This window comes from Citrobacter portucalensis, from assembly GCF_002042885.1.
GTDB classification, from domain to species: domain Bacteria; phylum Pseudomonadota; class Gammaproteobacteria; order Enterobacterales; family Enterobacteriaceae; genus Citrobacter; species Citrobacter portucalensis.
In genome coordinates this window covers 291,017-314,677 of record NZ_MVFY01000004.1, presented here as the reverse complement: position 1 = coordinate 314,677, position 23,661 = coordinate 291,017, and the positions used below count along the sequence as shown (strand labels likewise).

Below are 23,661 nucleotides of genomic sequence, written 5' to 3'. Positions count from 1 at the left end.
GTGTTGACAAACGGTTAAATTTAGCAGCAGATATAAGTTTTTCTAACAGGCCGGATGATGACGCGTAGCTATATCCCTCTTAACTCGCTGCGGGCTTTTGAAGCCGCGGCCAGACATCTCAGTTTTACCCGCGCCGCGATTGAGCTCAACGTGACGCATTCTGCCATCAGTCAGCATGTAAAAGCGCTGGAGCAGCAGCTAAATTGTCAGCTTTTTGTGCGCGGTTCTCGTGGATTAATGTTGACGACTGAAGGGGAAAGTCTGTTACCTGTACTTAATGACTCTTTCGATCGTATGGCGGGGATGCTGGATCGTTTTGCCACCAAACAGACCCAGGAAAAACTTAAAATTGGCGTGGTGGGGACCTTTGCGGTTGGGTGTCTGTTTCCTCTACTGGGCGATTTTAAGCGCAGTTACCCGCATATTGATTTGCATATTTCTACCCATAATAACCGCGTGGATCCCGCTGCCGAAGGGCTGGATTATACCATTCGCTACGGAGGGGGAGCCTGGCACGATACCGACGCGCAATATTTATGTAGCGCGTTGATGTCTCCACTGTGTTCGCCAACATTGGCTTCGCAGATTCAAACGCCTGCGGACATCCTGAAATTTCCGTTATTACGATCGTATCGGCGGGATGAATGGACGCTTTGGATGCAGGCCGCCGGAGAGGCGCCCCCGTCACCGACGCACAACGTGGTGGTGTTTGATTCGTCCGTCACCATGCTGGAAGCCGCGCAGGCGGGGATCGGTGTGGCAATTGCACCAGTCAGAATGTTCACGCATTTACTCAGTAGGGAACGAATCGTTCAACCGTTTTTAACGCAGATTGATTTGGGAAGTTACTGGATAACGCGTTTGCAATCGCGTCCGGAGACACCCGCGATGCGTGAATTTTCCCGTTGGTTGACAGGAATGCTGCACAAATAAAAAGGCCCGCCAATGGCGGGCCTGATAATTAACGCATGTACTTAGATGGTCAGAATGCCAATAGCCGTTACGACGGTCAGGATTGCTGCCAGTCCGTAGAATACCCATTTGCCAGCAGGCACGTGGATTTTCAGGTCATGCATCGCGTGGTGCATACGGTGTAAACCACACCACAGCGGCAGAACGATCATCAGGAACAGAAACGCACGTCCGATGAAGCTCTGAGCGAATGCCAGTACGCGTTCATAGCTGAAAGCATCAGGAACAAAGCCCAGCGGCAGCATAATGCCTACCAGCAGGATCATTACTGGCGCAATGATTGCGCTCCACATACCGCCTGCACCAAACAGGCCCCAGAATACGGGTTCGTCAGAGCGTTTTGGATTTGGATTAATCATTCCGGACTCCTTACCAGAACAGGGCAACAAACAGTATGACTACTGTCGCAACCACAGTAACTGCCCAGAGACCTTTGATGATCGGCTCTGGCCCCATTTTTTCGTCTTTTACGATGATGTTGGCTGCTTTTGGCGCCAGCTCAAACCAGGTTTTGGTATGCAGCAGCGCTGCTGCCAGGGCGATAATGTTAAGGATTACCACCACCGGGTTTTGCAAAAAGGCGACAAAGCCCATCCAGGACTCTGCACCATGCTTGAGTGCAAACAGGCCGATAATCAGTTCAATGCTGAACCAGACTGCCGGAACTGCCGTGCCTTCACGCAGCATGTAAAAACGATAAAATGGCAGCTTTTTCCACCAGGTGGACGTCATTGGCCGCACATAGGCTTTACGTTTAGTCGTCATCGTGCACTCCTTAGCGTGGTTTCAGGGTAGCGATAAGAAAGTCTTTTGAACTTTCAACTTTACCCTGCTGAATGGCCGCAGCCGGATCGACGTGTTTCGGGCAGACTTCGGAGCAGTAGCCCACGAAAGTACAGGTCCAGACGCCGTTCGGGCTGTTCAACTGAGCCATACGCTCCTTCTTACCGTGGTCGCGGCTATCTTCGTTGTAACGATGCGCCAGCGTAATCGCAGCCGGTCCAATGAACTCAGGGTTCAGGCCGAACTGCGGACACGCGGCATAGCACAGACCACAGTTGATGCAACCGGAGAACTGATGATACTTCGCCATCTGCGCCGGAGTCTGGGTGTTTGGACCCTGATCCGGTGTGCGCGGGTTACCGATAATGTACGGTTTGATTGCTTCCAGGCTTTCGATAAAGTGCGTCATGTCGACGATCAGATCGCGCTCAATCGGGAAGTTGCCCAGCGCTTCAACCTTCATGCCGTTGGTGTAATCACGCAGGAAGGTTTTGCATGCCAGTTTCGGTACATTGTTGACCATCATGCCGCAGGAGCCGCAGATCGCCATACGGCAGGACCAGCGGTAGCTCAGGTCCGGTGCCAGGTTATCCTTGATGTAGCCCAGCGCATCCAGCAGTGACGTGGTTTCATCATAAGGAACTTCGTAGAAAGCACTGTGCGGCGCGGTATCGGTTTCCGGGTTATAGCGCACCACCTCAACTTTCAGGTTTTTCATCTCAGCCATTCGCCTTCTCCTTCTTATCGGCTGCTTCCGCTTCGCCACCGTAAACACGTTTAGCCGGTGGCAGAGTGGTGATTTTCACGTCGCTATATTCCAGGCGAGTCGTGCCGTCAGCATCGCGGAAGGCGAGGGTGTGTTTGAGGAAGTTCACATCGTCACGCTCGGTGCAGCCTTCATCCAGACGCTGGTGCGCGCCGCGGGATTCTTTACGCGCCAGAGCAGAGTGCGCCATACATTCAGCAACGTTCAGACCGTGACCCAGTTCGATGGTATACAGCAGGTCGGTGTTGAAGACGCTGGAGGTATCAGTGATACGTACGCGCTTGAAGCGTTCCTGCAGTTCCGCCAGCTTATCAACGGTTTTCTGCATGAGTTCCGGCGTACGGTAGATACCGCAACCTTCTTCCATGGACAGGCCCATTTCGTCACGGATCTTAGACCAGTTTTCGTTACCTTCCTGGTTAACCAGATCTTTCAGACGTTTTTCAACGCCAGCAACCTGTGCATCAAGAGCGGCACTGTTTGCAGCGCCAGCCGTTGCAGCGCGTTCTGCTGCCTGCTCACCGGCCATACGACCGAAGACCACCAGTTCTGCCAGGGAGTTAGAGCCCAGACGGTTAGCGCCATGCAGACCAACAGAGGAACATTCGCCGACAGCGAACAGACCTTTAATGCGGGTTTCACAGTGCTGATCGGTTTCGATACCGCCCATGGTGTAGTGCGCGGTCGGACGTACCGGGATCGGTTCTTTAACCGGATCGACACCCACGTAAGCTTTCGCCAGTTCGCAGATGAACGGTAAACGTTCGAGCAGTTTTTTCTCGCCGAGGTGACGCAGGTCGAGGTGAACCACATCGCCACGCGGAGTTGAAATGGTGTTGCCTTTGCGCCATTCGTGCCAGAACGCCTGAGAAACTTTGTCGCGCGGACCGAGTTCCATGTATTTGTTTTTTGGCTCGCCCAGCGGGGTTTCCGGACCCATGCCGTAGTCTTGCAGATAACGGTAGCCGTTTTTGTTGACCAGAATACCGCCTTCACCACGGCAGCCTTCAGTCATCAGGATACCGGATCCTGGCAGACCTGTTGGGTGATACTGAACGAATTCCATATCACGCAGCGGAACGCCGTGGCTCAGCGCCATGCCCATACCGTCGCCGGTTACGATGCCGCCGTTGGTGTTGTAACGGTAAACACGACCTGCGCCGCCCGTTGCCATCACGACAGCGTTAGCACGGATTTGCACCAGCGTGCCTTCCATCATGTTCATGGCAACCAGGCCGCGAGCATGACCGTCGTCAACCAGGATATCCAGAACGAAGTGTTCGTCAAAGCGCTGAATCTGCGGGAACTGCAAAGATGTTTGGAACAGCGTATGCAGCATGTGGAAGCCGGTCTTATCCGCGGCAAACCAGGTACGCTCGATTTTCATACCGCCGAAGCGACGTACGTTGACGCTACCGTCTTCACGACGGCTCCATGGGCAGCCCCATTGTTCCAGTTGCGTCATTTCAGTTGGGCAGTGGTGGACAAAGTAATCCACGACATCCTGCTCACACAGCCAGTCTCCGCCTGCTACCGTATCGTGAAAATGGTAGTCAAAGCTGTCATGATCCTGCGCGACAGCAGCAGAGCCGCCTTCGGCAGCAACGGTATGGCTGCGCATTGGGTACACTTTTGAGATCAGTGCGATTTTAGCGTTGGGATTTGCTTGTGCGGCAGCAATTGCAGCACGTAATCCCGCGCCACCGGCGCCTATAATGGCAAGATCGGCTTGAAAGGTTTGCACGACATTCCTCCAGATTGTTGTTATTTCATCCCTGCCTGAAATCAGATGCTTCATCGGCTTCAAACAGGTTATGAACGCGTTTCCACTGCTCCTTTATAGGTACAATAGTATAGTCTTAGGGATGTGCGGGAAATTTGACGTGTTCGATTTTTTTAGCGTGTCATAGGGGGGAATTATCATTGAATTTGATTAATTTAATTACTAAACCACCCTAAGTCGCTTTTTTTATCCAATTGCCAGTGATGATTAGTGCTGCCTGAAATTTGTCTCGTTAGCGCGATACGAGTAGACTTCGTGCCCTTGTCATAAATCGGAGAAACAACCATGAGCGAAACGGCAACCTGGCAGCCGAGCGCGTCCATCCCCAATCTGTTGAAACGTGCAGCAATTATAGCGGAGATTCGCCGCTTTTTTGCCGATCGTGGCGTGCTTGAGGTTGAGACCCCTTGTATGAGTCAGGCAACGGTAACGGACATCCACCTGTTCCCGTTCGAAACGCGTTTCGTTGGCCCTGGACACTCCCAGGGAATGAATCTCTATTTAATGACCAGCCCTGAATACCATATGAAGCGCCTGCTGGTGGCAGGATGCGGCCCGGTGTATCAACTGTGCCGCAGCTTCCGTAATGAAGAGATGGGGCGCCATCATAACCCTGAATTCACCATGCTTGAGTGGTATCGTCCGCACTACGATATGTATCGCCTGATGAATGAAGTGGATGATTTGCTCCAGCAGGTGCTGGACTGCTCACCTGCGGAAAGCCTTTCTTACCAGCAGGCCTTCCAGCGCCATCTGGAGATTGACCCGCTGTCTGCGGATAAAACCCAACTGCGGGAAGTGGCGGCGAAATTGGATCTCAGCAATATCGCTGATACCGAAGAAGACCGGGATACCTTACTGCAACTGCTGTTTACGATGGGTGTTGAACCGCATATTGGTAAAGACAAGCCGACGTTTGTGTATCATTTCCCGGCCAGCCAGGCATCACTGGCGCAAATCAGTACCGAAGATCACCGCGTGGCTGAACGTTTCGAGGTTTATTACAAAGGTATTGAGCTGGCGAATGGTTTCCATGAATTGACCGACGCGCGCGAACAGCAGCAGCGGTTTGAACAGGATAACCGCAAACGTGCCGCACGAGGCTTACCACAGCAACCTATCGATACCAACCTGCTGGAAGCGCTGAAAGTCGGCATGCCGGATTGCTCAGGCGTGGCGCTGGGCGTTGACCGTCTGGTGATGCTGGCGCTGGGCGCAGAGAGCCTGGCCGAGGTAATCGCATTTACCGTCGATCGCGCATAACTTACTCTTCTGCAATACAAAGTGGTGGCTTAATCGCCACTTTGTAGCATATTTTTTCATTTCCCCTCTAATAGCCACAATTTACACCTGGATATTTGATATCGTTTAGGTATCAATTCTGTGTTGTTTTTTTTATCGCTGAACTCTGCAAAGAGAGCAGTGCCAACCGGTGAGCGGCGTTTGTTAAACGCTTGCCAGAGTAAGGGATGGTTTAATGACCCAAACAATAAAAAAGATGAGCCTGATAGGTCTCATTCTCATGATATTTACGTCAGTTTTCGGTTTTGCTAATAGCCCCTCCGCGTTCTATTTAATGGGGTATAGTGCAATACCGTGGTATATATTTTCTGCATTATTATTCTTTATTCCATTTGCTTTAATGATGGCGGAAATGGGTTCTGCCTATCGGAAAGAAGAGGGGGGAATCTATTCGTGGATGAATAATAGCGTTGGACCACGCTATGCGTTTATCGGCACGTTTATGTGGTTTTCTTCTTATGTGATATGGATGGTTAGTACTGCGGCGAAAGTCTGGGTACCTTTTTCAACCTTCTTGTTTGGCGCAGACATGACGCAGCACTGGCGTATCGCAGGGCTTGAGCCTACGCAGGTTGTCGGACTGCTCGCAGTCGGTTGGATGATCCTGGTGACCTGCGTGGCATCCCGGGGTATTAATAAGATTGCGCGTATTACGGCTGTAGGTGGAATTGCCGTAATGTGTCTTAATTTAGTTCTGTTGTTAGTGAGTGTCGCTATTTTGTTATTAACTGGTGGCCACTTTGCACAGGATATTAATTTCATCTCTTCGCCTAATCCAGGATATCAGTCAGGACTGGCAATGTTGTCATTTGTTGTGTTTGCCATTTTTGCTTACGGCGGAATTGAAGCTGTAGGGGGACTGGTTGATAAAACAGAAAAACCAGAAAAGAACTTTGCTAAAGGCATTGTCTTTGCCGCTATTGTCATTTCTGTTGGTTATTCACTGGCCATCTTTTTATGGGGCGTTAGCACTAACTGGCAGCAGGTATTAAGTAATAGCTCAGTTAACCTCGGGAATATTACCTATATCCTGATGAAAAGCCTCGGAATGACGTTGGGTAACGCGCTACATCTTTCCCCTGATGCCGCAATGGTGATGGGCGTATGGTTTGCACGTATTACCGGGCTTTCCATGTTCCTTGCCTATACCGGCGCTTTTTTCACCCTCAGCTACTCACCGCTGAAAGCGATTATTCAGGGCACGCCGAAGGCGTTGTGGCCCGCGCCGATGACCAAACTGAATGCCGTAGGGATGCCGACGACGGCAATGTGGTTACAGTGCCTGCTGGTGAGCCTGTTTATCCTGTTGGTTTCATTTGGTGGCGATACGGCTTCAGCGTTCTATAACAAACTGACGCTGATGGCGAATGTCTCGATGACGCTGCCATATCTGTTCCTGGCGCTGGCGTTCCCGTTCTTTAAATCCCGTCCGGGTCTGGAAAGGCCGTTTGTTGTCTTTAAAACCCGAGCGGCGACGCTGCTGGCAACGGGAGTGGTCGTGCTGGTGGTGACATTTGCCAACGTGTTCACCATCATCCAGCCGGTGATTGAAGCCGGAGACTGGAACAGCGCACTGTGGATGACCGGCGGTCCGATCTTCTTCTCACTGCTGGCGATGGCGATTTATCAGAACTACAGCCGTCGCACGACCAACGAGCCTGAGTGGGCGGTGGAATAAAGGCCATCTGGCGTTTATTGCCTGTTGCCGATCCGGACGCATATTAATCTCGAAAATGTCTGTAATCGGCGATGAAATGCCCGATGGCGCAAGCTTATCGGGCCTACAGGTTAATTGCAGACCCGTAGGCCGGATTAGACCCAACGGGTCGCCATCCGGCATTTCTTGCCTGCATTGTGCGTTACAAACTCCCTGCCGGGCGACTGCCTCTTCCTGCAGAACTTAATGTTCTCCCTGTTTGCTTACCGCCGAGGCTCTCCAGACGCATCTGGAACGGAGGGAACGGCATATCAATACCGTGCTCGCGGAAGCCTGCCAGAATCAGTTGATGGATTTCATGGCGCAGCGGCATGCGATGTCCCATCTCTGCGGCATAAATACGCAGTTCGAAGATTTGAATCCCCTGCTGCAGGTCAACCAGGAAGACTTCAGGTGCCGGATTATCGATAACCAGCGAACAGCGCTGCGCGGCAGTCAGCAGGATCTGCGTAACCTCCTCGCTGTTCGCCTCTGACGGTGCCGGGATGGTTAACACCACACGGGTGACTGAATCGGATAACGACCAGTTGATAAACTGTTCGGTGATAAAGGCTTTGTTGGGCACGATGATCTCTTTGCGGTCCCAGTCGCTGATAGTGGTGGCACGGGTATTAATCTTCGTCACGCTACCGGTAAGATCGCGAATCGTCACCGTGTCGCCAATGCGGATTGGTTTTTCAAACAGGATAATCAGGCCGGAAATAAAGTTGGCGAAGATCTCCTGCAAACCAAAGCCCAGACCGACACCGAGAGCCGCCACCAGCCATTGCAGTTTGGACCATTCAATACCGATCATTGAGAAGCCAACCAGACCGCCAATCAGCATCAGCAGATACTTGGTGATGGTGGTGATGGCATAACCGGTGCCGGGGGTTAAATCCAGATGTTGCAGTAGTGCCAGCTCCAGCAGTGCGGGTAGGTTGCGCACTAACTGGGTGGTGATGATAAATACCAGAATCGCGATAAGCACCGCGCCCAGCGTTATCGGTTCTAAGCTTTCCACGCCCTGAACCGTGGAGGTGACATCCCACAACGAGATGTTTTCCAGGAAGCCGAAAGCGGAATGAATTTCTGACCACAGTACAATGACCGAGAGCAGGGCGATAAGCATCAGGATAGAACGCACCAGGCGCAGCGATTGCGCGCTGATAGCATCCAGATCCACTTCGCTTTCATCAACGTCAATCGCGCCTTCAAGGCTGGTGGAATGCGGTGGTTCTTCTTCGCCCCGCGCGCGCTGCGCCAGCATTTCAGCGCGTCGATGCTTGGCGCGGTCAAACGCCAGGCGGCGACGCTGAATCAGCATCCAACGGCGGATAACGTGATACACCACCAGTAATAAGAACCAAATCGCTACAGACGTTTCCAGACGTGCCAGCAGGGCTTGTGACGTGGCGAGGTAGCCTACTGCCGCGGCGAGAATGGCAATCAGCGGCGCACCCATCAGCATATTCCACAGCATGCTGTTGACCATGTTATCGCTGTTGCCCTCTTTATCGAGGTACAGCGGTATCCCGGCGCGTTTCAGGCTCAGGGTTACGACAGCCAGCGCACCGCAAATCAGAATAAAGCACAGACGCCCCAGTGAGGCGGAGAATTCCCGGTCATTGAGGTTATCAAACATAATCACCGCCATGATCAACGGGACAATCAGCCCGATGCTCATCAGGTAATAGTGCATGGCTTTCGCGACGCGGTTCCGCGGCCAGCCAAAGTGGGCAATGAACAGACCGTTGGGACGTGCAAAGGTGGCGCAGATCATTACTGCCCACAGCATGGGCACCGTGGCGGTAACGCCATCGCCGATCGCGACAGCCAACGGATAAGGCCAGGCTTCCTGCAATCCGTAACCGAGCGTTGCCCACAGCACTGGCAACGGCGAAGCGACGAGTATTGACCAGAATACCGTGCGTATTGTCAGCCAGAAGTGATCCTGGGTGACTTTCCCGACCCGCGCGGACGAGCGTTCAAGGAAACGGGTGAAGTGCTTGCGCGAAGAGAGGCTAAAGCCAACTAACACCAACGCCGCGAACAGCGGTAGCAGCGTTTCTTTGCTGGTCAGCATCATGATGCTGGCTTTGCCCAACTGATTAAACGTATCTAATGAGATCAGACGCCGCAGATCCTGAACGATGTCGACAGGCCAGGAGAGGGAGATAGGGCTAACGTCTGACGTCCAGAACAGGTAGCGGTGCGTCGCTTCGTTGACCTCTTTTAGCGCATCTTCCAGTTGGCTGTTGGAAACTTTGAGCTTGGTCAGCTCAAGGATCAGCGTATCGCCACCCTGTAACAATGAGTTCAGCAGCTCACGCTGGGTGCGTAGCTGGGCGTTGAGGATGCTGCTCTGTTCAGCGGTCAGCGGTTGTCCATCGGCCTGATGAATCTGACGCAGCTGCGGCTGTTTGTTGAGGAGATCCTCATAGCGCATGCGGTGTACGCGAAGCTGCGCCATTTCGGTATCCAGCTGCTGAGGCTTGGGCATTTCCGGTAAACGGGATACCTGCGCTCGCAGCGCTTCTCCCAGCATATTTGAAACCCCAAGCCACTGAGACTGCTCTCGCAGCGTATTCAATGCCTGACGCACCTGCAGCGTTTGGCTGGCGGCCTGACGCTGCTGCGAAGCGACCAGGTCCATACGCTGTGCTTGCTGGTTTAAGGCCTGAGACAGCTCGCGGTTTACCTTGAACTGGTCGACAATACCCTCCGGCAGTCCCGCGCTGTTTTCCGCCAGCAGTTCGGTGCTTTCCAGCGCTCGCTCAGCTTCACGCTGACGTTGACTGTTAAGCTGGTTGCGCAAAGCCTGCAGGTAAGCGTCGAGTTGTTGACTCTGTTTTTCCGCCAGTTCGGAGCGCATACGCGCCAGTTCCTGACGGTTATTGGCGGAAAGCTGCGCCAGCTCCAGTTCATCGACCTGGGCTTTAAGTTTGGCGGATTCAGCCTGCATCGCCTGATTCTGTGCGGAATTACCGTTGGCGGTACCAATGCGTCGCTCAAGCTCATTGAGCTGGCGGCGGGCATCGGTTTGCTGTTGAGGAAGCTGGCTTAACGAGTCGGCGATTTCCCGGGCGCGATCCTGCTCCTGTTGGGCCTGACGACTCTTTTCCAGCAGTTGGCTGCTAACCTGGAGGATCTCCTGGTTTAACGCATCGGTAGTGAGTCCGGTTGGCACATTGCGCGGTTCATCACGCAGGTTGCTAAGCTGCGCGCGTAACGTTGCGGACAGCTTGGGGAAGTTATCAATAACCTGCTGATATTGCTGGGCACGCTCGAGAGAGCCTTTACGCTCCTCAAGGGCATTCAGCGCGGACTGGAGCGCCTCAACGGTTTCTGGCTGAGCGGGTTTTGCCGCTTTTGCCTGCTCCAGTTCCTGGGTGAGTTGTTTGGCATCGGGGGCCGTCGCAGCGTACGCCCCCAGGCTGAGGCACCAGGCCATCAGAAAAGTGATAATCAGGCGCACAGCAGCGATTCCTATGTTTAACTTTCGTCTTTTTTGTCGTCAACCAGCGGGCTGGCATCGTGTTCTGCTTCGATCTCTTCTTTCGCCAGCGGGGCCGGTTCTGCCTCTGGCGTCACGAAAGTCTCGGTCGAGATGGCCATTGGCTGGCCGATTTTGGTCACGGACAGATCCTGCAACTGCTCAACCAGGTTAACTTTGCCAGGTGCGAACAGGTTGATGACGGTGGAACCGAGCTTAAAGCGGCCCATTTCCTGACCTTTCAGCAGCGCCACCGACCCTTCGCTTTCGCCTTCCGGCCAGGTCCAGCGCTTGATGACGCCTTCACGCGGTGGAGTAATGGTGCCAGCCCATGCGGTTTCAATACTGCCGACGATGGTCGCGCCGACCAGAATCAGCACCATCGGGCCAAATTCGGTATCAAACAGACAGATTACACGTTCGTTGCGGGCAAACAGGTTCGGTACGTTTTGCGCAGTCAGGATGTTTACAGAGAAGAGATCGCCCGGCACATACATCATTTCACGCAGGATACCGTTACACGGCATGTGTACACGGTGGTAATCGCGTGGAGACAAGTAAGTGGTTACAAACGTACCGTTGCGGAATTTGTCCGCCATCTGATAGTTGCCTGCCAGCAGCGCTTCAAGGGTATAGCTGTGCCCTTTAGCCTGCAGCAGTTTGTCTTCCTCGATGTTGCCTAACTGGTTAATCACACCGTCAGCGGGCATGACCAGTACGTTTGGATCGGTATTAATCGGGCGAGCATCATCGCGCAGCGGGCGAACAAAGAAGTCGTTGAAGGTGCGATAGCTGGCGGTGTCCGGCTTTTGCGCCTCTTTCATATCGACCTTGTAATATTTCACGAACAGATCGATAACCAGTTTGGTCAGCCATCCCGCTCGTTTGCTCGCACCCCAACCCGCCAGGCGAGTGAGCCATAGTTTCGGCAGAATGTATTGTAGCGAAAGCTTAAATGAGTTTAACAAGGTAGCCTCCAGGCCATAATTTGTTCCCGATCCGGCATACGGGCCGGATCCTGAAAAAAGGGGGACGATTCTAGCGATGCTTAGCTTAGTTGTCAGTTGTCTGTATCAGAAAAGTTTTTACGCGTTTTTACCTGCGCCATGCTTTCCAGGATGCGGTGATAATTTTCAAACCGGGTTTCGGCTATGGCCCCTTTTTCTACAGCCTCACGGATAGCGCAGCCTGGATCGGTATCATGCTTGCAGTCGCGGTATTTGCAATGGCCCAGGTAGTCATGAAATTCGACAAAGCCATGCGTGATTTGTTCCGGCTCCAGATGCCACAGTCCAAACTCACGTACGCCAGGGGAGTCGATAACGTCGCCGCCGTGCGGGAAGTGATACAGGCGAGAGGCCGTGGTGGTGTGCTGTCCAAGGCCGGAGTTGTCAGAGACATCATTGGTCAGGATCTCTTCCTGCAGGCCGAGGAGATTATTGAGCAGGCTGGATTTACCTACGCCCGATTGACCGGCAAAAATGCTGATGCGATCGGTTAATGCTTCTTCAAGCGGTTTCAGGCCGTCTTTAGTGCGGCTTGATACCATCAACACCTGATAGCCAATGTTGCGATAGATATCCATCTGTTCGTTAACGAAGGCCATGCCTTCATCATCCAGCAGATCGATCTTATTCAGAACGATAATCGGTTCAACGTGTAGCGTTTCGCAGGCTACCAGATACCGGTCGATAATATTGAGTGACAGCTCGGGTAAGATGGCTGAGACAATAACGATCTGGTCGATGTTGGCGGCAATAGGCTTTACCCCGTCGTAAAAGTCGGGGCGTGTCAGTACCGAGGTACGATCGTGTACCGCTTCAACGATACCTTTGACATTCACGCCTTCAGCTGCCGCTTTACCCGGGCGCCAGACTACGCGATCGCCAGTAACCAGTGAGCGAATTGTACGGCGGATGTTGCAACGGTGAATTTCACCGTCAGCAGACTCTACGTCGGCATGCATGCCAAAACGGCTGATAACGATGCCTTCGGCGGTTTCGCCAAACAGGTTGTCGTCGTAGTCGGGCTTCTCCGTGGACGTTTTAAGACGACGCTGGTGATTGGCGTTCACACGGCGCTGTTGGCCTTTGGAGAGTTTATTCTTACTCAATCGGACTGGCTCCTGGTCGCCCATGATGGGCAAAACATTTATGATACACACAATTTTAGATCAATGTAGTCACACTGAATGTGACGCTGAAGGGTGGAAAATAGCATGAGTGCCAATGAAAACAACCTGATTTGGATCGATCTGGAGATGACAGGTCTGGATCCCGAGCGCGATCGCATTATTGAGATCGCCACGCTGGTGACGGATGCCAACCTGAATATTCTGGCTGAAGGACCGACAATTGCGGTGCACCAGTCTGACGAACAGCTGGCATTAATGGATGACTGGAACGTACGTACGCATACTGGTAGCGGGCTGGTGGAGCGCGTGAAGGCGAGCACCATGGGCGATCGTGACGCTGAACTGGCCACGCTGGCTTTTTTGAAAGAGTGGGTTCCGGAAGGGAAATCACCTATCTGCGGCAACAGCATCGGGCAGGATCGTCGTTTCCTGTTTAAATACATGCCGGAGCTGGAGGCGTATTTCCATTATCGCTATCTGGACGTCAGCACGCTCAAAGAACTGGCGCGTCGTTGGAAGCCGGAAATCCTTGCGGGCTTCACCAAGCAGGGAACACATCAGGCGATGGACGACATTCGTGAATCTGTTGCTGAGCTTGCTTACTATCGCGAACATTTTATTAATCTTTGATTTTGTCCTCCGGTGGCTTGCGTCACCGGTTTTTTGACGCTAAATTGTTCAGCTTGATTGTAAATTAATCACTTGAACGAATTTTCGAAAAAAACGCTTTCAGGGGGGTTGCAGCTAAACGGATTTCTCGTATAATGCGCCTCCCGTAACGACGCAGAAATGCGAATTACGACAGCAACAAAAGCAGTACAGATTTGCGGGAATAGCTCAGTTGGTAGAGCACGACCTTGCCAAGGTCGGGGTCGCGAGTTCGAGTCTCGTTTCCCGCTCCAAAATTTGAAAATGCTTGTAAAGCACAGACCACCAATCGCAGGATTTCGAATTGCGACAAGGCGGCAACTGAATGAGTCCTTAGGAGCTTACTAAAGTAAGTGACTCAGGCGAATGAAGGCAGCCAACGCAGTAGCGGTTCGAAAGACGAAGATTATGCGGGAATAGCTCAGTTGGTAGAGCACGACCTTGCCAAGGTCGGGGTCGCGAGTTCGAGTCTCGTTTCCCGCTCCAAAATTTGAAAGTGCTTGTTAAGCACAGACCACCAAATCGCAGGATTTCGAATTGCGACAAGGCGGCAACTGAATGAGTCCTTAGGAACTTACTGAAGTAAGTGACTCAGGCGAATGAAGGCAGCCAACGCAGTAGTGGTTCGAAAGACGAAGATTAAGCGGGAATAGCTCAGTTGGTAGAGCACGACCTTGCCAAGGTCGGGGTCGCGAGTTCGAGTCTCGTTTCCCGCTCCAAATTCTTACCCCAATAAAAATATCCACAACGAATAATCGCGTTGGGGACGTTTTGTTTCGTCATTGACATACTCTTGTAAACAGACTTATCCACAGGTTCGGGTATTATTCCTGGAATGCAAAAAACTTCGCCGGGTGAATAGTATCATTTTAACTATTTGAAATTATTAATTTAATTATCATTTCAAATTGTTAATACGATCACTTGACGATTTTTTCCCTCTTGAATATCAATGTGTTTTTATTTTTATACACAAGCTGTGGATGACTTAAGCGTCGCGCGGCAGACCCTTCTCAATGACCCTGACCAAACGTTGTTTCTGCGGTAGCTGCACCTCAACTACGCAGGCATTTCGCTTCTCGATTTGCTGAGCAACCGCCCACTCTATGTGTTCGTCGAGAAGTGGGTGCTCACCTCTGCGACTTTCCAGTGCGTGAAGAATGGCTTCATCCCAGGGAGCATTGCCCAACGCAACGGCGATATTTCGCAGCCAGCGCAGGTGGCCAATACGACGAATGGCAGACCCCTCCGTGACTTTTAAAAACCACGCTTCGCTCCAGCTAAACAGCTCTATTAACTCCGGAGCATGAAGCTGCTTGCGCGGGTTGAAGTCATCCTCTGCCGTCAACTGTGAATAGCGGTTCCACGGGCAAATAAGCTGGCAATCATCGCAGCCATAAATTCGATTCCCCATCAAGGGACGAAATTCTTCCGGGATCGCGCCTTCCAGTTCGATAGTGAGATAAGAGATACAGCGGCGCGCATCCACCGTATAGGGTTCAACAATGGCCCCGGTGGGACAGATGGTCATGCAGGCGACGCATTTCCCGCATCCTTCTTCTACTGGTTGGTCGATCGGCAAGGGTAAATCGATCAGTAATTCACCGAGGAAGAAAAATGAACCGGCTTCGCGATTGAGGATAAGTGAGTGCTTACCTGTCCAGCCAAGCCCGGCTTTTTCCGCTAACGGACGCTCAAGAATGGGCGCAGAATCGACAAAAGGTCTAAAATTCAGCGAAACGCAGTGCTGTTGAATCATCTCTCCCAGCTTTTTTAAGCGGTTACGTAGCAGCTTATGATAGTCGCGCCCCAGCGCGTAACGGCTGACGTAACCCAGAGAAGGATTCTTCAATGTGCTGGCGAAGGCCGCATTGGCTGGAAGATAGTTCATACGTACGCTGATGACACGTAGCGTACCGGGCAATAATTCGTGAGGTCGGGCGCGCATCATGCCGTGACGGGCCATCCAGTCCATCTCGCCGTGGTATTGTTTATCCAGCCAGGCCTGCAGTTTGGGCTCCGCTTCGCTGAGGTCGGTATCGGCAATACCGACCTGCTGAAAGCCAAGCTCCAGCCCCCACTGCTTAATATTTTGCGCTAACTGATTGAGATCGAGGGGCTCTGACATGACGGACCATACAATGAAGAAAAACCCCGCAAGTATACCACACTCCATCTGGCACGCCGATGACATCAGGCGGATGGAGCGAGAGGCGGCAGACAGTTCAGGGCTGACGCTGTACGAACTGATGCAACGGGCGGGAGAGGCGGCGTTTCAGGTCACTCGTGAGGCTTATCCGAACGCCCGGCACTGGCTGGTGCTATGTGGTCATGGCAACAACGGCGGTGATGGTTACGTAGTGGCAAGACTTGCCAAAGCGCTGGGTCTTGAAGTTACGTTGCTGGCGCAGGAAAGTGACAAACCGCTCCCCGAGGAGGCGCAGCAGGCGCGTGATGCCTGGCTTAACGCTGGTGGCGTCATTCACGCGGCGGATATCAATTGGCCAAATAACGTGGACGTCATTATTGATGCGCTGTCAGGCACTGGCTTAAAACATGCGCCGCGTGAGTCTCTCTCGGTATTGATTGAACGTGCCAATTCTCACCCAGCCCCCACCGTGGCGATAGATATTCCCTCCGGCCTGCTGGCGCAGACGGGAGCGACGCCGGGCGCGGTCATCAACGCAGCGCATACCATTACCTTTATTGCACTCAAGCCGGGCCTGCTCACCGGTAAAGCGCGCGATGTCACCGGGCGTCTGCATGTTAACGCACTTGGGCTGGACGACTGGCTGGCGGGACAGAATGCGCCAATTCAACGTTTTGATGTTCAACAGCTTGCGCACTGGCTAACGCCGCGTCGACCCACCTCGCACAAGGGTTCCCACGGTCGACTGGTGATTATCGGCGGTGACCACGGTACGGCAGGCGCAATACGCATGGCCGGGGAAGCCGCGCTGCGAGCAGGTGCCGGGCTGGTCAAAGTGCTGACGCGCAGTGAAAACATTGCGCCTATTTTGACAGCCAGACCGGAACTGATGGTCGATGCGCTGACGCCGCAGACGCTGGAAGAGAGCCTGGCGTGGGCGGATGTAGTGGTGATAGGCCCCGGGCTTGGTCAGCAGGAGTGGGGCAAAAAAGCGCTGCAAAAAGTGGAGAATTTTCGCAAACCGATGCTCTGGGATGCGGATGCGCTGAACCTGCTGGCAATCAACCCCGATAAACGTCACAATCGCGTGATCACGCCGCATCCGGGAGAAGCCGCGCGACTGCTGGGCTGTTCCATTGCAGAAATTGAAGACGATCGCTTACTTTGTGCACAACGTCTGGTAAAACGGTACGGAGGCGTGGTGGTGCTGAAAGGCGCGGGTACGGTTATTGCTGCTGAACAGGCGGAGTTGGGTATTATTGATACCGGCAATGCCGGGATGGCCAGCGGCGGAATGGGGGATGTGCTTTCCGGTATTATTGGCGCATTGCTCGGACAGAAGCTTACCCCGTATGATGCAGCATGTGCGGGATGTGTTGCGCACGGAGCGGCGGCGGATGTGCTGGCGGCGCGTTTTGGTACGCGCGGCATGCTGGCGACAGATCTCTTTACCACGCTACAGCGTATTGTTAACCCTGATGTGATTGACGTTTATCATGATGAATCGAGTAATTCCACTACCTGATGAGCAGGCGACTTTAGACCTGGGACTGCGGGTAGCCAAAGCCTGTGACGGCGCGACGGTTATATATTTGTACGGCGACCTGGGGGCGGGTAAAACCACCTTCAGCCGGGGATTTCTGCAGGCGTTAGGTCATAAAGGTAATGTAAAAAGCCCCACCTACACGCTGGTTGAACCCTATTCACTCGATAACTTGATGGTATATCACTTCGATTTATACCGACTTGCGGACCCAGAGGAGCTGGAATTTATGGGGATCCGCGATTATTTTGCCAATGATGCCATCTGCCTGGTGGAATGGCCGCAACAAGGTAAAGGTGTACTGCCAGACCCGGACGTCGAAATACACATTGAATACCAGGCGCAAGGTCGAGAGGCGCGTGTAAGCGCAGTCTCCTCATCAGGTGATTTATTGCTGGCGCGTTTAGCCGATTAACCTTAAGGGTGGCGGGATGATTTATCGCATCAGAAACTGGCTGATGGCAACCCTGGTCCTGCTGTGCGCGCAGGCAGGGGCCGCCAGCCTCTCCGATCTTCAGGTGTCCAATGGCGATCAACAGGCGCGGATTACGCTGAGCTTTATTGGCGATCCTGAATATGCCGTTTCGCAGGACGGGAAACGAACCGTCGCGCTGGATATTAAACAAACCGGTGTGATTCAGGGGTTACCGCTGCTGTTTAGCGGCAATAATCTGGTGAAATCTATCCGTTCCGGCACGCCAAAAGATGCGCAGTCTCTGCGCCTGGTGGTGGATTTAACCGAGAACGGTAAAGCCGAAGCAGTAAAACGCCAGAACGGCGGCAATTATACCGTCGTGTTTACCATCAACGCTGATGCGCCGCCGCCGCCTCCACCTCCCGTGGTTGCAAAGCGTGTTGAAGCGCCGATTGTTGCCCCACGTCCTGTCGAGCCAGCGCGCAATCCGTTTAAAGCAGAAAACGATCGCACTACGGCTGTGACTAACAGCAATACCTCCACGCGCCCTGCGGCGCGCGCCAGCACCAGCAACGGCGATAAGGTGGTGATTGCCATTGATGCCGGACACGGTGGACAGGATCCTGGCGCTATTGGTCCTGGCGGCACGCGTGAGAAAAACGTCACGATTGCCGTGGCGCGCAAGCTGCGCAGTTTGCTCAATGATGATCCGATGTTTAAAGGCGTACTCACCCGTGATGGTGATTACTTTATCTCGGTGATGGGGCGTTCAGACGTCGCGCGTAAACAAAACGCCAATTTCCTGGTTTCTATTCACGCGGATGCCGCGCCAAATCGTGATGCCACAGGTGCTTCCGTTTGGGTGCTGTCAAACCGTCGGGCGAACAGTGAGATGGCCGGCTGGCTGGAACAGCACGAGAAGCAATCGGAGTTGTTGGGCGGCGCGGGCGATGTGCTGGCAAACAGCCAGTCCGATCCTTACCTCAGCCAGGCCGTACTGGATCTGCAGTTCGGTCATTCGCAGCGCGTCGGGTATGATGTGGCGACCAGCATGATCGGCCAGTTAGAACGTATTGGTTCGATGCATAAGCGTCGTCCTGAACACGCCAGTCTTGGCGTACTGCGTTCGCCTGATATCCCGTCAGTGTTGGTTGAAACTGGCTTTATCAGTAACAACAGCGAAGAACGTCTGTTGGCGAGCGATGATTACCAGCAGCAACTGGCTGAGGCGATTTACAAAGGATTGCGTAACTATTTCCAGGCGCACCCGATGCAAACCGGGCCGCAGGGCGCACCGGCGCAAACCGCCAGCGCCATATCGCCGGGTAACACGTTAACAAATTAAGGATTAGCCATGCCGATTCAGGTTCTACCGCCACAGCTGGCGAACCAGATTGCCGCAGGCGAGGTGGTAGAACGGCCTGCGTCAGTGGTGAAAGAGCTGGTGGAAAACAGCATCGATGCCGGTGCGACGCGCATTGATATCGATATTGAACGCGGCGGAGCGAAGCTTATCCGTATTCGTGACAACGGCTGCGGGATTAAAAAAGACGAGCTGGCGTTGGCGTTGGCGCGTCATGCCACCAGTAAAATAGCCTCGCTTGACGATCTTGAAGCCATCGTAAGCCTCGGATTTCGCGGCGAAGCGTTGGCCAGTATCAGCTCCGTGTCTCGCTTAACCCTGACGTCGCGTACGCAAGAACAACCCGAAGCCTGGCAGGCGTATGCCGAAGGGCGTGACATGGATGTCACAGTTAAACCCGCTGCGCATCCGGTGGGAACCACGCTGGAGGTGCTAGATCTGTTCTACAACACCCCGGCGCGGCGCAAATTTATGCGCACCGAGAAAACCGAATTTAATCATATCGACGAGATTATTCGCCGCATTGCGCTGGCACGTTTTGATGTGACGATAAATTTGTCGCACAACGGCAAAGTGGTGCGACAGTACCGGGCAGTGGCCGCGGATGGGCAGAAAGAGCGCCGACTGGGCGCGATTTGCGGCACGCCGTTTCTGGAGCATGCGCTGGCGATCGAATGGCAGCATGGCGATTTAACATTGCGCGGCTGGGTGGCCGATCCTAACCACACAACGGCAGCACTGGCAGAAATCCAGTACTGCTATGTGAATGGTCGGATGATGCGCGACCGGCTGATCAACCATGCTATCCGCCAGGCCTGTGAAGATAAGCTGGGAGCCGATCAACAGCCCGCTTTTGTGCTGTATCTGGAAATCGATCCGCATCAAGTGGATGTCAACGTACACCCAGCTAAACATGAGGTCCGTTTCCATCAATCCCGCCTGGTGCACGATTTTATTTATCAGGGCGTGTTGAGCGTCCTGCAACAGCAGCTTGAAACGCCGCTGCCGTTGGCTGATGACGACGAACCCGCCCCAAGGCACATCCCGGAAAACCGCGTTGCTGCTGGACGCAACCATTTTGCCGAGCCGGCTCCCGCGCGTGAACCTGCGACACCGCGGTACTCAGCATCCGCTGGCACTGGAAGTGGCAGTAGCGGTGGCAGTAGTGGTGGCGGTGGCCGTCAGGCGGGGGCCAGTTGGCCTCATGCTCAACCCGGATACCAAAAGCAGCAGGGCGAAATTTATCAGCAACTGATGCAGACGCCTGCTCCAACGCGTAAAACGCCGGTCTCTGAAACGCCATCGACGCCTCTGACTGGCAACAGTCAGGGCTTTGGCCGGGTGCTAACGATTGTTGGTGCAGACTGCGCGTTACTCGAGTGTGATGGCCATATTCGGTTGTTGGCATTACCGGTGGCTGAGCGTTGGTTGCGTCAGGCGCAGTTAACGCCGGGTCAGGGAGCGGTTTGTGCTCAACCGTTACTGATCCCTTTACGTCTAAAAGTGACCGCCGATGAAAAAGCAGCACTGCAAAAAGGACAGAGCCAACTGGCTGAGTTGGGCATTGAATTTCAGCTGGATGCGCAGCATGTGACCATCCGGGCGGTGCCTTTACCCTTACGCCAACAAAATTTACAAATCTTGATTCCTGAACTGATAGGCTACCTGGCGCAGCAATCCGTATTCGAGCCGGGCAATATTGCACAGTGGATCGCACGTAACCTGATGAGCGAGCATCCACAGTGGAGCATGGCACAGGCGATTACGCTGTTAGCGGATGTTGAGCGGCTCTGCCCACAACTCGTGAAGGCACCGCCGGGTGGTCTGTTACAACCTGTTGATTTACATTCGGTAATGAATGCCCTGAAACATGAGTGATACCCGTAAGGCGAGCCTGCCAAAGGCGATTTTTTTGATGGGGCCAACGGCCTCCGGTAAAACGGCATTAGCAATTGAATTGCGTAAAGTTTTGCCCATAGAGTTGATAAGCGTTGATTCCGCCCTTATTTACAAGGGGATGGATATCGGTACAGCTAAGCCTGATGCAGCTGAATTACAGGCCGCACCGCACCGATTGCTGGATATCCGCGATCCATCGCAGGCGTACTCCGCTGCGGATTTTCGTCGCGATGCGTTAGCCGAAATGGCCGACATCACCGCCACGGGCCGTATCCCGTTGCTGGTGGGCGGCACAATGTTATATTTCAAAGCCTTGCTTGAAGGACTGTCGCCGTTACCGTCGGCGGACCCGGTAGTCAGGGCCAGAATTGAGCAGCAGGCGGCAGAGCAGGGTTGGGACGCGTTACACCGACAGCTTCAGGACATCGATCCCGTGGCAGCGGCGCGTATTCATCCAAATGATCCGCAAAGACTTTCCCGGGCACTGGAAGTTTTTTTCATTTCGGGTAAAACTTTAACGGAGCTGACGCAAACGTCAGGAGATGCTTTGCCGTATCAGGTGCATCAGTTTGCAATCGCCCCGGCGAGCCGTGAACTGCTCCATCAGCGAATTGAGCAGCGTTTTCATCAGATGTTAGCTTCAGGTTTTGAAGCAGAAGTCCGGGCGCTTTTTGCCCGTGGAGATTTGCATACGGATTTGCCTTCCATTCGTTGTGTAGGGTATCGCCAGATGTGGTCATACATTGAAGGCGAAATTTCATACGATGAAATGGTTTATAGAGGTGTTTGCGCCACGAGGCAGTTGGCGAAGCGACAGGTAACCTGGTTGCGTGGTTGGGAAGGGGTGCACTGGCTTGACAGTGAAAAGCCTGACCAGGCGCGAAACGAAGTATTACAGGTTGTTGGTGCTATCGCGAACTGAATGTGTACAATTGAAACGTATCGTGCGCAATTTTTCAGAATCGAAAGGTTCAAAGTACAAATAAGCATATAAGGAAAAGAGAGAATGGCTAAGGGGCAATCTTTACAAGATCCGTTCCTGAACGCACTGCGTCGGGAACGTGTTCCAGTTTCTATTTATTTGGTGAATGGTATTAAGCTGCAAGGTCAAATCGAGTCTTTTGATCAGTTCGTGATCCTGTTGAAAAACACGGTCAGCCAGATGGTTTATAAGCACGCGATTTCTACTGTTGTCCCGTCTCGTCCGGTTTCTCATCACAGCAATAATGCCACCGGCGGCACAGGCAGCAACTACCATCACGGTAGCAACGCGCAAGGTTCATCTGCGCAACAGGACAGCGAAGAAACCGAATAAGGTTATTAGCTGTTTTACATACGGGGAGCCAGCGATCCTGTGTTCCCCGTTGATTTATATTAAGGGGTTGACGCTTGTTTGACCGTTATGATGCCGGTGAGCAGGCGGTACTGGTACACATCTATTTTTCGCAAGACAAAGATATGGAAGACCTCCAGGAGTTTGAATCTCTGGTTTCTTCCGCCGGTGTCGAAGCAATGCAGGTGATTACCGGGAGCCGTAAAGCACCGCACCCGAAGTATTTTGTTGGTGAAGGTAAGGCAATCGAAATTGCCGAAGCCGTAAAAGCGACTGGCGCTGCGGTGGTGATTTTTGATCATGCTCTAAGCCCTGCCCAGGAACGTAACCTGGAACAGTTGTGCCAGTGTCTTGTTATCGACAGGACTGGTCTCATTTTAGATATTTTTGCCCAGCGTGCGCGAACCCATGAGGGTAAGTTGCAGGTTGAGCTGGCGCAGTTGCGCCATATGGCTACGCGTCTGGTCCGTGGCTGGACTCACCTTGAACGGCAAAAGGGCGGGATTGGTTTGCGCGGTCCGGGTGAAACCCAGCTCGAAACCGACCGTCGTTTGCTGCGTAATCGCATTTTGCAGATACAGTCGCGCCTGGAAAAAGTTGAAAAGCAACGTGAGCAGGGGCGACAGTCGCGCAAGAAAGCGGATGTCCCAACCGTATCACTGGTGGGATATACCAACGCCGGAAAATCCACCCTGTTCAACCAGATCACCGAAGCCCAGGTCTACGCAGCGGATCAGCTGTTTGCGACCCTGGACCCGACGCTACGCAGAATAGACGTGGCGGACGTGGGTGAGACCGTGCTGGCGGATACCGTTGGGTTTATCCGTCATTTGCCGCACGACCTGGTGGCGGCGTTTAAGGCCACCTTGCAGGAAACACGTCAGGCGACATTGTTGCTGCACGTTATTGATGCAGCAGATTTTCGTGTGCAGGAAAACATTGAGGCCGTCGATACGGTGCTCGAAGAGATCGATGCGCATGAGATCCCGACCCTGCTGGTGATGAATAAAATCGATATGTTGGATGACTTTGAGCCGCGTATCGACAGAGATGAAGAGAATAAACCCATTCGCGTTTGGGTATCAGCGCAAACGGGGATTGGTATACCACAACTTTTTCAGGCTTTGACTGAGCGACTTTCCGGTGAGGTGGCGCAGCATACGTTGCGTTTGCCGCCGCAGGAAGGGCGTTTGAGAAGCCGGTTTTATCAACTTCAGGCAATAGAAAAAGAGTGGATGGAGGAGGACGGCAGCGTAGGTCTGCAGGTTCGAATGCCGATCGTAGACTGGCGTCGCCTCTGTAAACAAGAACCGGCACTGGAAGACTATGTTGTCTGATCTGACGGATATGGCCTGAAGATTTTTTCGCCTCTATACCTT

At 53.2% G+C, this 23,661-nt stretch carries 19 protein-coding genes and 3 tRNA genes; 14 read left to right on the top strand and 8 right to left on the bottom strand.

What is annotated here, in order from left to right:
• Window positions 1–57: 57 nt before the first annotated feature.
• Window positions 58–933, top strand: coding sequence for a LysR family transcriptional regulator AmpR (gene ampR, locus BZK40_RS08600; RefSeq protein ID WP_020996269.1), 876 nt, complete (start codon window positions 58–60; stop codon window positions 931–933).
• 41 nt (window positions 934–974) lie between these two features.
• On the opposite strand, the gene frdD is transcribed toward ampR, so the two are convergent.
• The 4 genes from frdD to frdA are packed head-to-tail and all read right to left on the bottom strand — an operon-like array spanning window position 975 to window position 4,265.
• Entirely contained in the window at window positions 975–1,331 is a 357-nt protein-coding gene (gene frdD / locus BZK40_RS08595; RefSeq protein WP_003025535.1) for a fumarate reductase subunit FrdD, read from the bottom strand.
• A 10-nt stretch (window positions 1,332–1,341) separates the two neighbouring features.
• Window positions 1,342–1,737, bottom strand: coding sequence for a fumarate reductase subunit FrdC (gene frdC, locus BZK40_RS08590; RefSeq protein ID WP_003025537.1), 396 nt, complete (start codon window positions 1,735–1,737; stop codon window positions 1,342–1,344).
• 10 nt (window positions 1,738–1,747) lie between these two features.
• Complete coding sequence (gene frdB, locus BZK40_RS08585) at window positions 1,748–2,482, bottom strand: fumarate reductase iron-sulfur protein (protein ID WP_008785993.1); 735 nt, start codon at window positions 2,480–2,482, stop codon at window positions 1,748–1,750.
• The gene (gene frdA / locus BZK40_RS08580) at window positions 2,475–4,265 is read right to left on the bottom strand and encodes a fumarate reductase (quinol) flavoprotein subunit (protein ID WP_003830519.1); all 1,791 of its coding nucleotides are present in this window, start codon (window positions 4,263–4,265) and stop codon (window positions 2,475–2,477) included. Before frdA ends, frdB begins: the two co-directional genes overlap by 8 nt.
• Before the next feature lie 324 nt (window positions 4,266–4,589).
• Between frdA and epmA the strand changes: the two genes are divergently transcribed.
• Both epmA and yjeM read left to right on the top strand, forming a co-directional pair.
• The gene (gene epmA / locus BZK40_RS08575; protein WP_003830517.1) at window positions 4,590–5,567 is read left to right on the top strand and encodes an elongation factor P--(R)-beta-lysine ligase; all 978 of its coding nucleotides are present in this window, start codon (window positions 4,590–4,592) and stop codon (window positions 5,565–5,567) included.
• 214 nt (window positions 5,568–5,781) lie between these two features.
• Window positions 5,782–7,284 (top strand): glutamate/gamma-aminobutyrate family transporter YjeM, encoded by a 1,503-nt coding sequence (yjeM, locus tag BZK40_RS08570; protein WP_008785995.1) that lies wholly within the window; start codon window positions 5,782–5,784, stop codon window positions 7,282–7,284.
• Between the two features lie 181 nt (window positions 7,285–7,465).
• Here the strand turns inward: yjeM and mscM are convergent, their stop codons facing one another.
• The 3 genes from mscM to rsgA all read right to left on the bottom strand — a co-directional run bounded on the left by mscM (window position 7,466) and on the right by rsgA (window position 12,911).
• Window positions 7,466–10,780 (bottom strand): miniconductance mechanosensitive channel MscM, encoded by a 3,315-nt coding sequence (gene mscM / locus BZK40_RS08565; RefSeq protein ID WP_008785996.1) that lies wholly within the window; start codon window positions 10,778–10,780, stop codon window positions 7,466–7,468.
• Window positions 10,781–10,797: 17 nt separating this feature from the next.
• Complete coding sequence (asd, locus tag BZK40_RS08560) at window positions 10,798–11,766, bottom strand: archaetidylserine decarboxylase (protein WP_079934479.1); 969 nt, start codon at window positions 11,764–11,766, stop codon at window positions 10,798–10,800.
• A 92-nt stretch (window positions 11,767–11,858) separates the two neighbouring features.
• Window positions 11,859–12,911 carry a small ribosomal subunit biogenesis GTPase RsgA gene (gene rsgA, locus BZK40_RS08555; protein ID WP_172111153.1) on the bottom strand — a complete coding sequence of 351 codons (1,053 nt, stop codon included), beginning with the start codon at window positions 12,909–12,911 and terminating at the stop codon, window positions 11,859–11,861.
• Between the two features lie 105 nt (window positions 12,912–13,016).
• On the opposite strand from rsgA, the gene orn reads away from it, so the two are divergent.
• The 4 genes from orn to BZK40_RS08535 all read left to right on the top strand — a co-directional run bounded on the left by orn (window position 13,017) and on the right by BZK40_RS08535 (window position 14,299).
• Complete coding sequence (gene orn / locus BZK40_RS08550) at window positions 13,017–13,562, top strand: oligoribonuclease (RefSeq protein ID WP_071446082.1); 546 nt, start codon at window positions 13,017–13,019, stop codon at window positions 13,560–13,562.
• A 196-nt stretch (window positions 13,563–13,758) separates the two neighbouring features.
• Window positions 13,759–13,834, top strand: a tRNA-Gly gene (locus BZK40_RS08545).
• Window positions 13,835–13,990: 156 nt separating this feature from the next.
• Window positions 13,991–14,066: transfer RNA gene (locus BZK40_RS08540), tRNA-Gly, on the top strand.
• Window positions 14,067–14,223: 157 nt separating this feature from the next.
• A tRNA-Gly gene (locus tag BZK40_RS08535) sits at window positions 14,224–14,299 on the top strand.
• Window positions 14,300–14,568: 269 nt separating this feature from the next.
• On the opposite strand, the gene queG is transcribed toward BZK40_RS08535, so the two are convergent.
• Entirely contained in the window at window positions 14,569–15,708 is a 1,140-nt protein-coding gene (gene queG / locus BZK40_RS08530; RefSeq protein ID WP_079934478.1) for a tRNA epoxyqueuosine(34) reductase QueG, read from the bottom strand.
• On the opposite strand from queG, the gene nnr reads away from it, so the two are divergent.
• The 7 genes from nnr to hflX all read left to right on the top strand — a co-directional run bounded on the left by nnr (window position 15,707) and on the right by hflX (window position 23,619).
• Window positions 15,707–17,254 (top strand): bifunctional ADP-dependent NAD(P)H-hydrate dehydratase/NAD(P)H-hydrate epimerase, encoded by a 1,548-nt coding sequence (gene nnr / locus BZK40_RS08525; RefSeq protein WP_079934477.1) that lies wholly within the window; start codon window positions 15,707–15,709, stop codon window positions 17,252–17,254. The two genes, queG and nnr, sit on opposite strands and share 2 nt — an antisense overlap.
• On the top strand, window positions 17,226–17,687 hold the full coding sequence (gene tsaE / locus BZK40_RS08520) for a tRNA (adenosine(37)-N6)-threonylcarbamoyltransferase complex ATPase subunit type 1 TsaE (protein ID WP_008786002.1): 462 nt from the start codon (window positions 17,226–17,228) through the stop codon (window positions 17,685–17,687). The genes nnr and tsaE overlap by 29 nt, the downstream gene beginning before the upstream one ends.
• A gap of 16 nt (window positions 17,688–17,703) precedes the next feature.
• Window positions 17,704–19,032 carry an N-acetylmuramoyl-L-alanine amidase AmiB gene (gene amiB / locus BZK40_RS08515; protein WP_048215090.1) on the top strand — a complete coding sequence of 443 codons (1,329 nt, stop codon included), beginning with the start codon at window positions 17,704–17,706 and terminating at the stop codon, window positions 19,030–19,032.
• 9 nt (window positions 19,033–19,041) lie between these two features.
• Window positions 19,042–20,928: a DNA mismatch repair endonuclease MutL gene (gene mutL, locus BZK40_RS08510; protein WP_079934476.1), complete on the top strand. Its 1,887-nt coding sequence runs from the start codon at window positions 19,042–19,044 to the stop codon at window positions 20,926–20,928.
• On the top strand, window positions 20,921–21,871 hold the full coding sequence (miaA, locus tag BZK40_RS08505) for a tRNA (adenosine(37)-N6)-dimethylallyltransferase MiaA (protein WP_071446740.1): 951 nt from the start codon (window positions 20,921–20,923) through the stop codon (window positions 21,869–21,871). The genes mutL and miaA overlap by 8 nt, the downstream gene beginning before the upstream one ends.
• An 84-nt stretch (window positions 21,872–21,955) precedes the next feature.
• Window positions 21,956–22,264: an RNA chaperone Hfq gene (gene hfq / locus BZK40_RS08500; RefSeq protein WP_003025584.1), complete on the top strand. Its 309-nt coding sequence runs from the start codon at window positions 21,956–21,958 to the stop codon at window positions 22,262–22,264.
• 74 nt (window positions 22,265–22,338) lie between these two features.
• Window positions 22,339–23,619, top strand: coding sequence for a ribosome rescue GTPase HflX (gene hflX / locus BZK40_RS08495; protein ID WP_003830495.1), 1,281 nt, complete (start codon window positions 22,339–22,341; stop codon window positions 23,617–23,619).
• Window positions 23,620–23,661: the final 42 nt, after the last annotated feature.

What these genes read in the sequence shown, in the direction of transcription:
- ampR (WP_020996269.1), top strand. Translation starts at nt 58, where the DNA reads ATGACGCGTAGCTATATCCCTCTTAACTCGCTGCGGGCTTTTGAAGCC.
- frdD (WP_003025535.1), bottom strand. Translation starts at nt 1,331, where the DNA reads ATGATTAATCCAAATCCAAAACGCTCTGACGAACCCGTATTCTGGGGC.
- frdC (WP_003025537.1), bottom strand. Translation starts at nt 1,737, where the DNA reads ATGACGACTAAACGTAAAGCCTATGTGCGGCCAATGACGTCCACCTGG.
- frdB (WP_008785993.1), bottom strand. Translation starts at nt 2,482, where the DNA reads ATGGCTGAGATGAAAAACCTGAAAGTTGAGGTGGTGCGCTATAACCCG.
- epmA (WP_003830517.1), top strand. Translation starts at nt 4,590, where the DNA reads ATGAGCGAAACGGCAACCTGGCAGCCGAGCGCGTCCATCCCCAATCTG.
- yjeM (WP_008785995.1), top strand. Translation starts at nt 5,782, where the DNA reads ATGACCCAAACAATAAAAAAGATGAGCCTGATAGGTCTCATTCTCATG.
- orn (WP_071446082.1), top strand. Translation starts at nt 13,017, where the DNA reads ATGAGTGCCAATGAAAACAACCTGATTTGGATCGATCTGGAGATGACA.
- nnr (WP_079934477.1), top strand. Translation starts at nt 15,707, where the DNA reads ATGACGGACCATACAATGAAGAAAAACCCCGCAAGTATACCACACTCC.
- queG (WP_079934478.1), bottom strand. Translation starts at nt 15,708, where the DNA reads ATGTCAGAGCCCCTCGATCTCAATCAGTTAGCGCAAAATATTAAGCAG.
- tsaE (WP_008786002.1), top strand. Translation starts at nt 17,226, where the DNA reads ATGATGAATCGAGTAATTCCACTACCTGATGAGCAGGCGACTTTAGAC.
- amiB (WP_048215090.1), top strand. Translation starts at nt 17,704, where the DNA reads ATGATTTATCGCATCAGAAACTGGCTGATGGCAACCCTGGTCCTGCTG.
- mutL (WP_079934476.1), top strand. Translation starts at nt 19,042, where the DNA reads ATGCCGATTCAGGTTCTACCGCCACAGCTGGCGAACCAGATTGCCGCA.
- miaA (WP_071446740.1), top strand. Translation starts at nt 20,921, where the DNA reads ATGAGTGATACCCGTAAGGCGAGCCTGCCAAAGGCGATTTTTTTGATG.
- hfq (WP_003025584.1), top strand. Translation starts at nt 21,956, where the DNA reads ATGGCTAAGGGGCAATCTTTACAAGATCCGTTCCTGAACGCACTGCGT.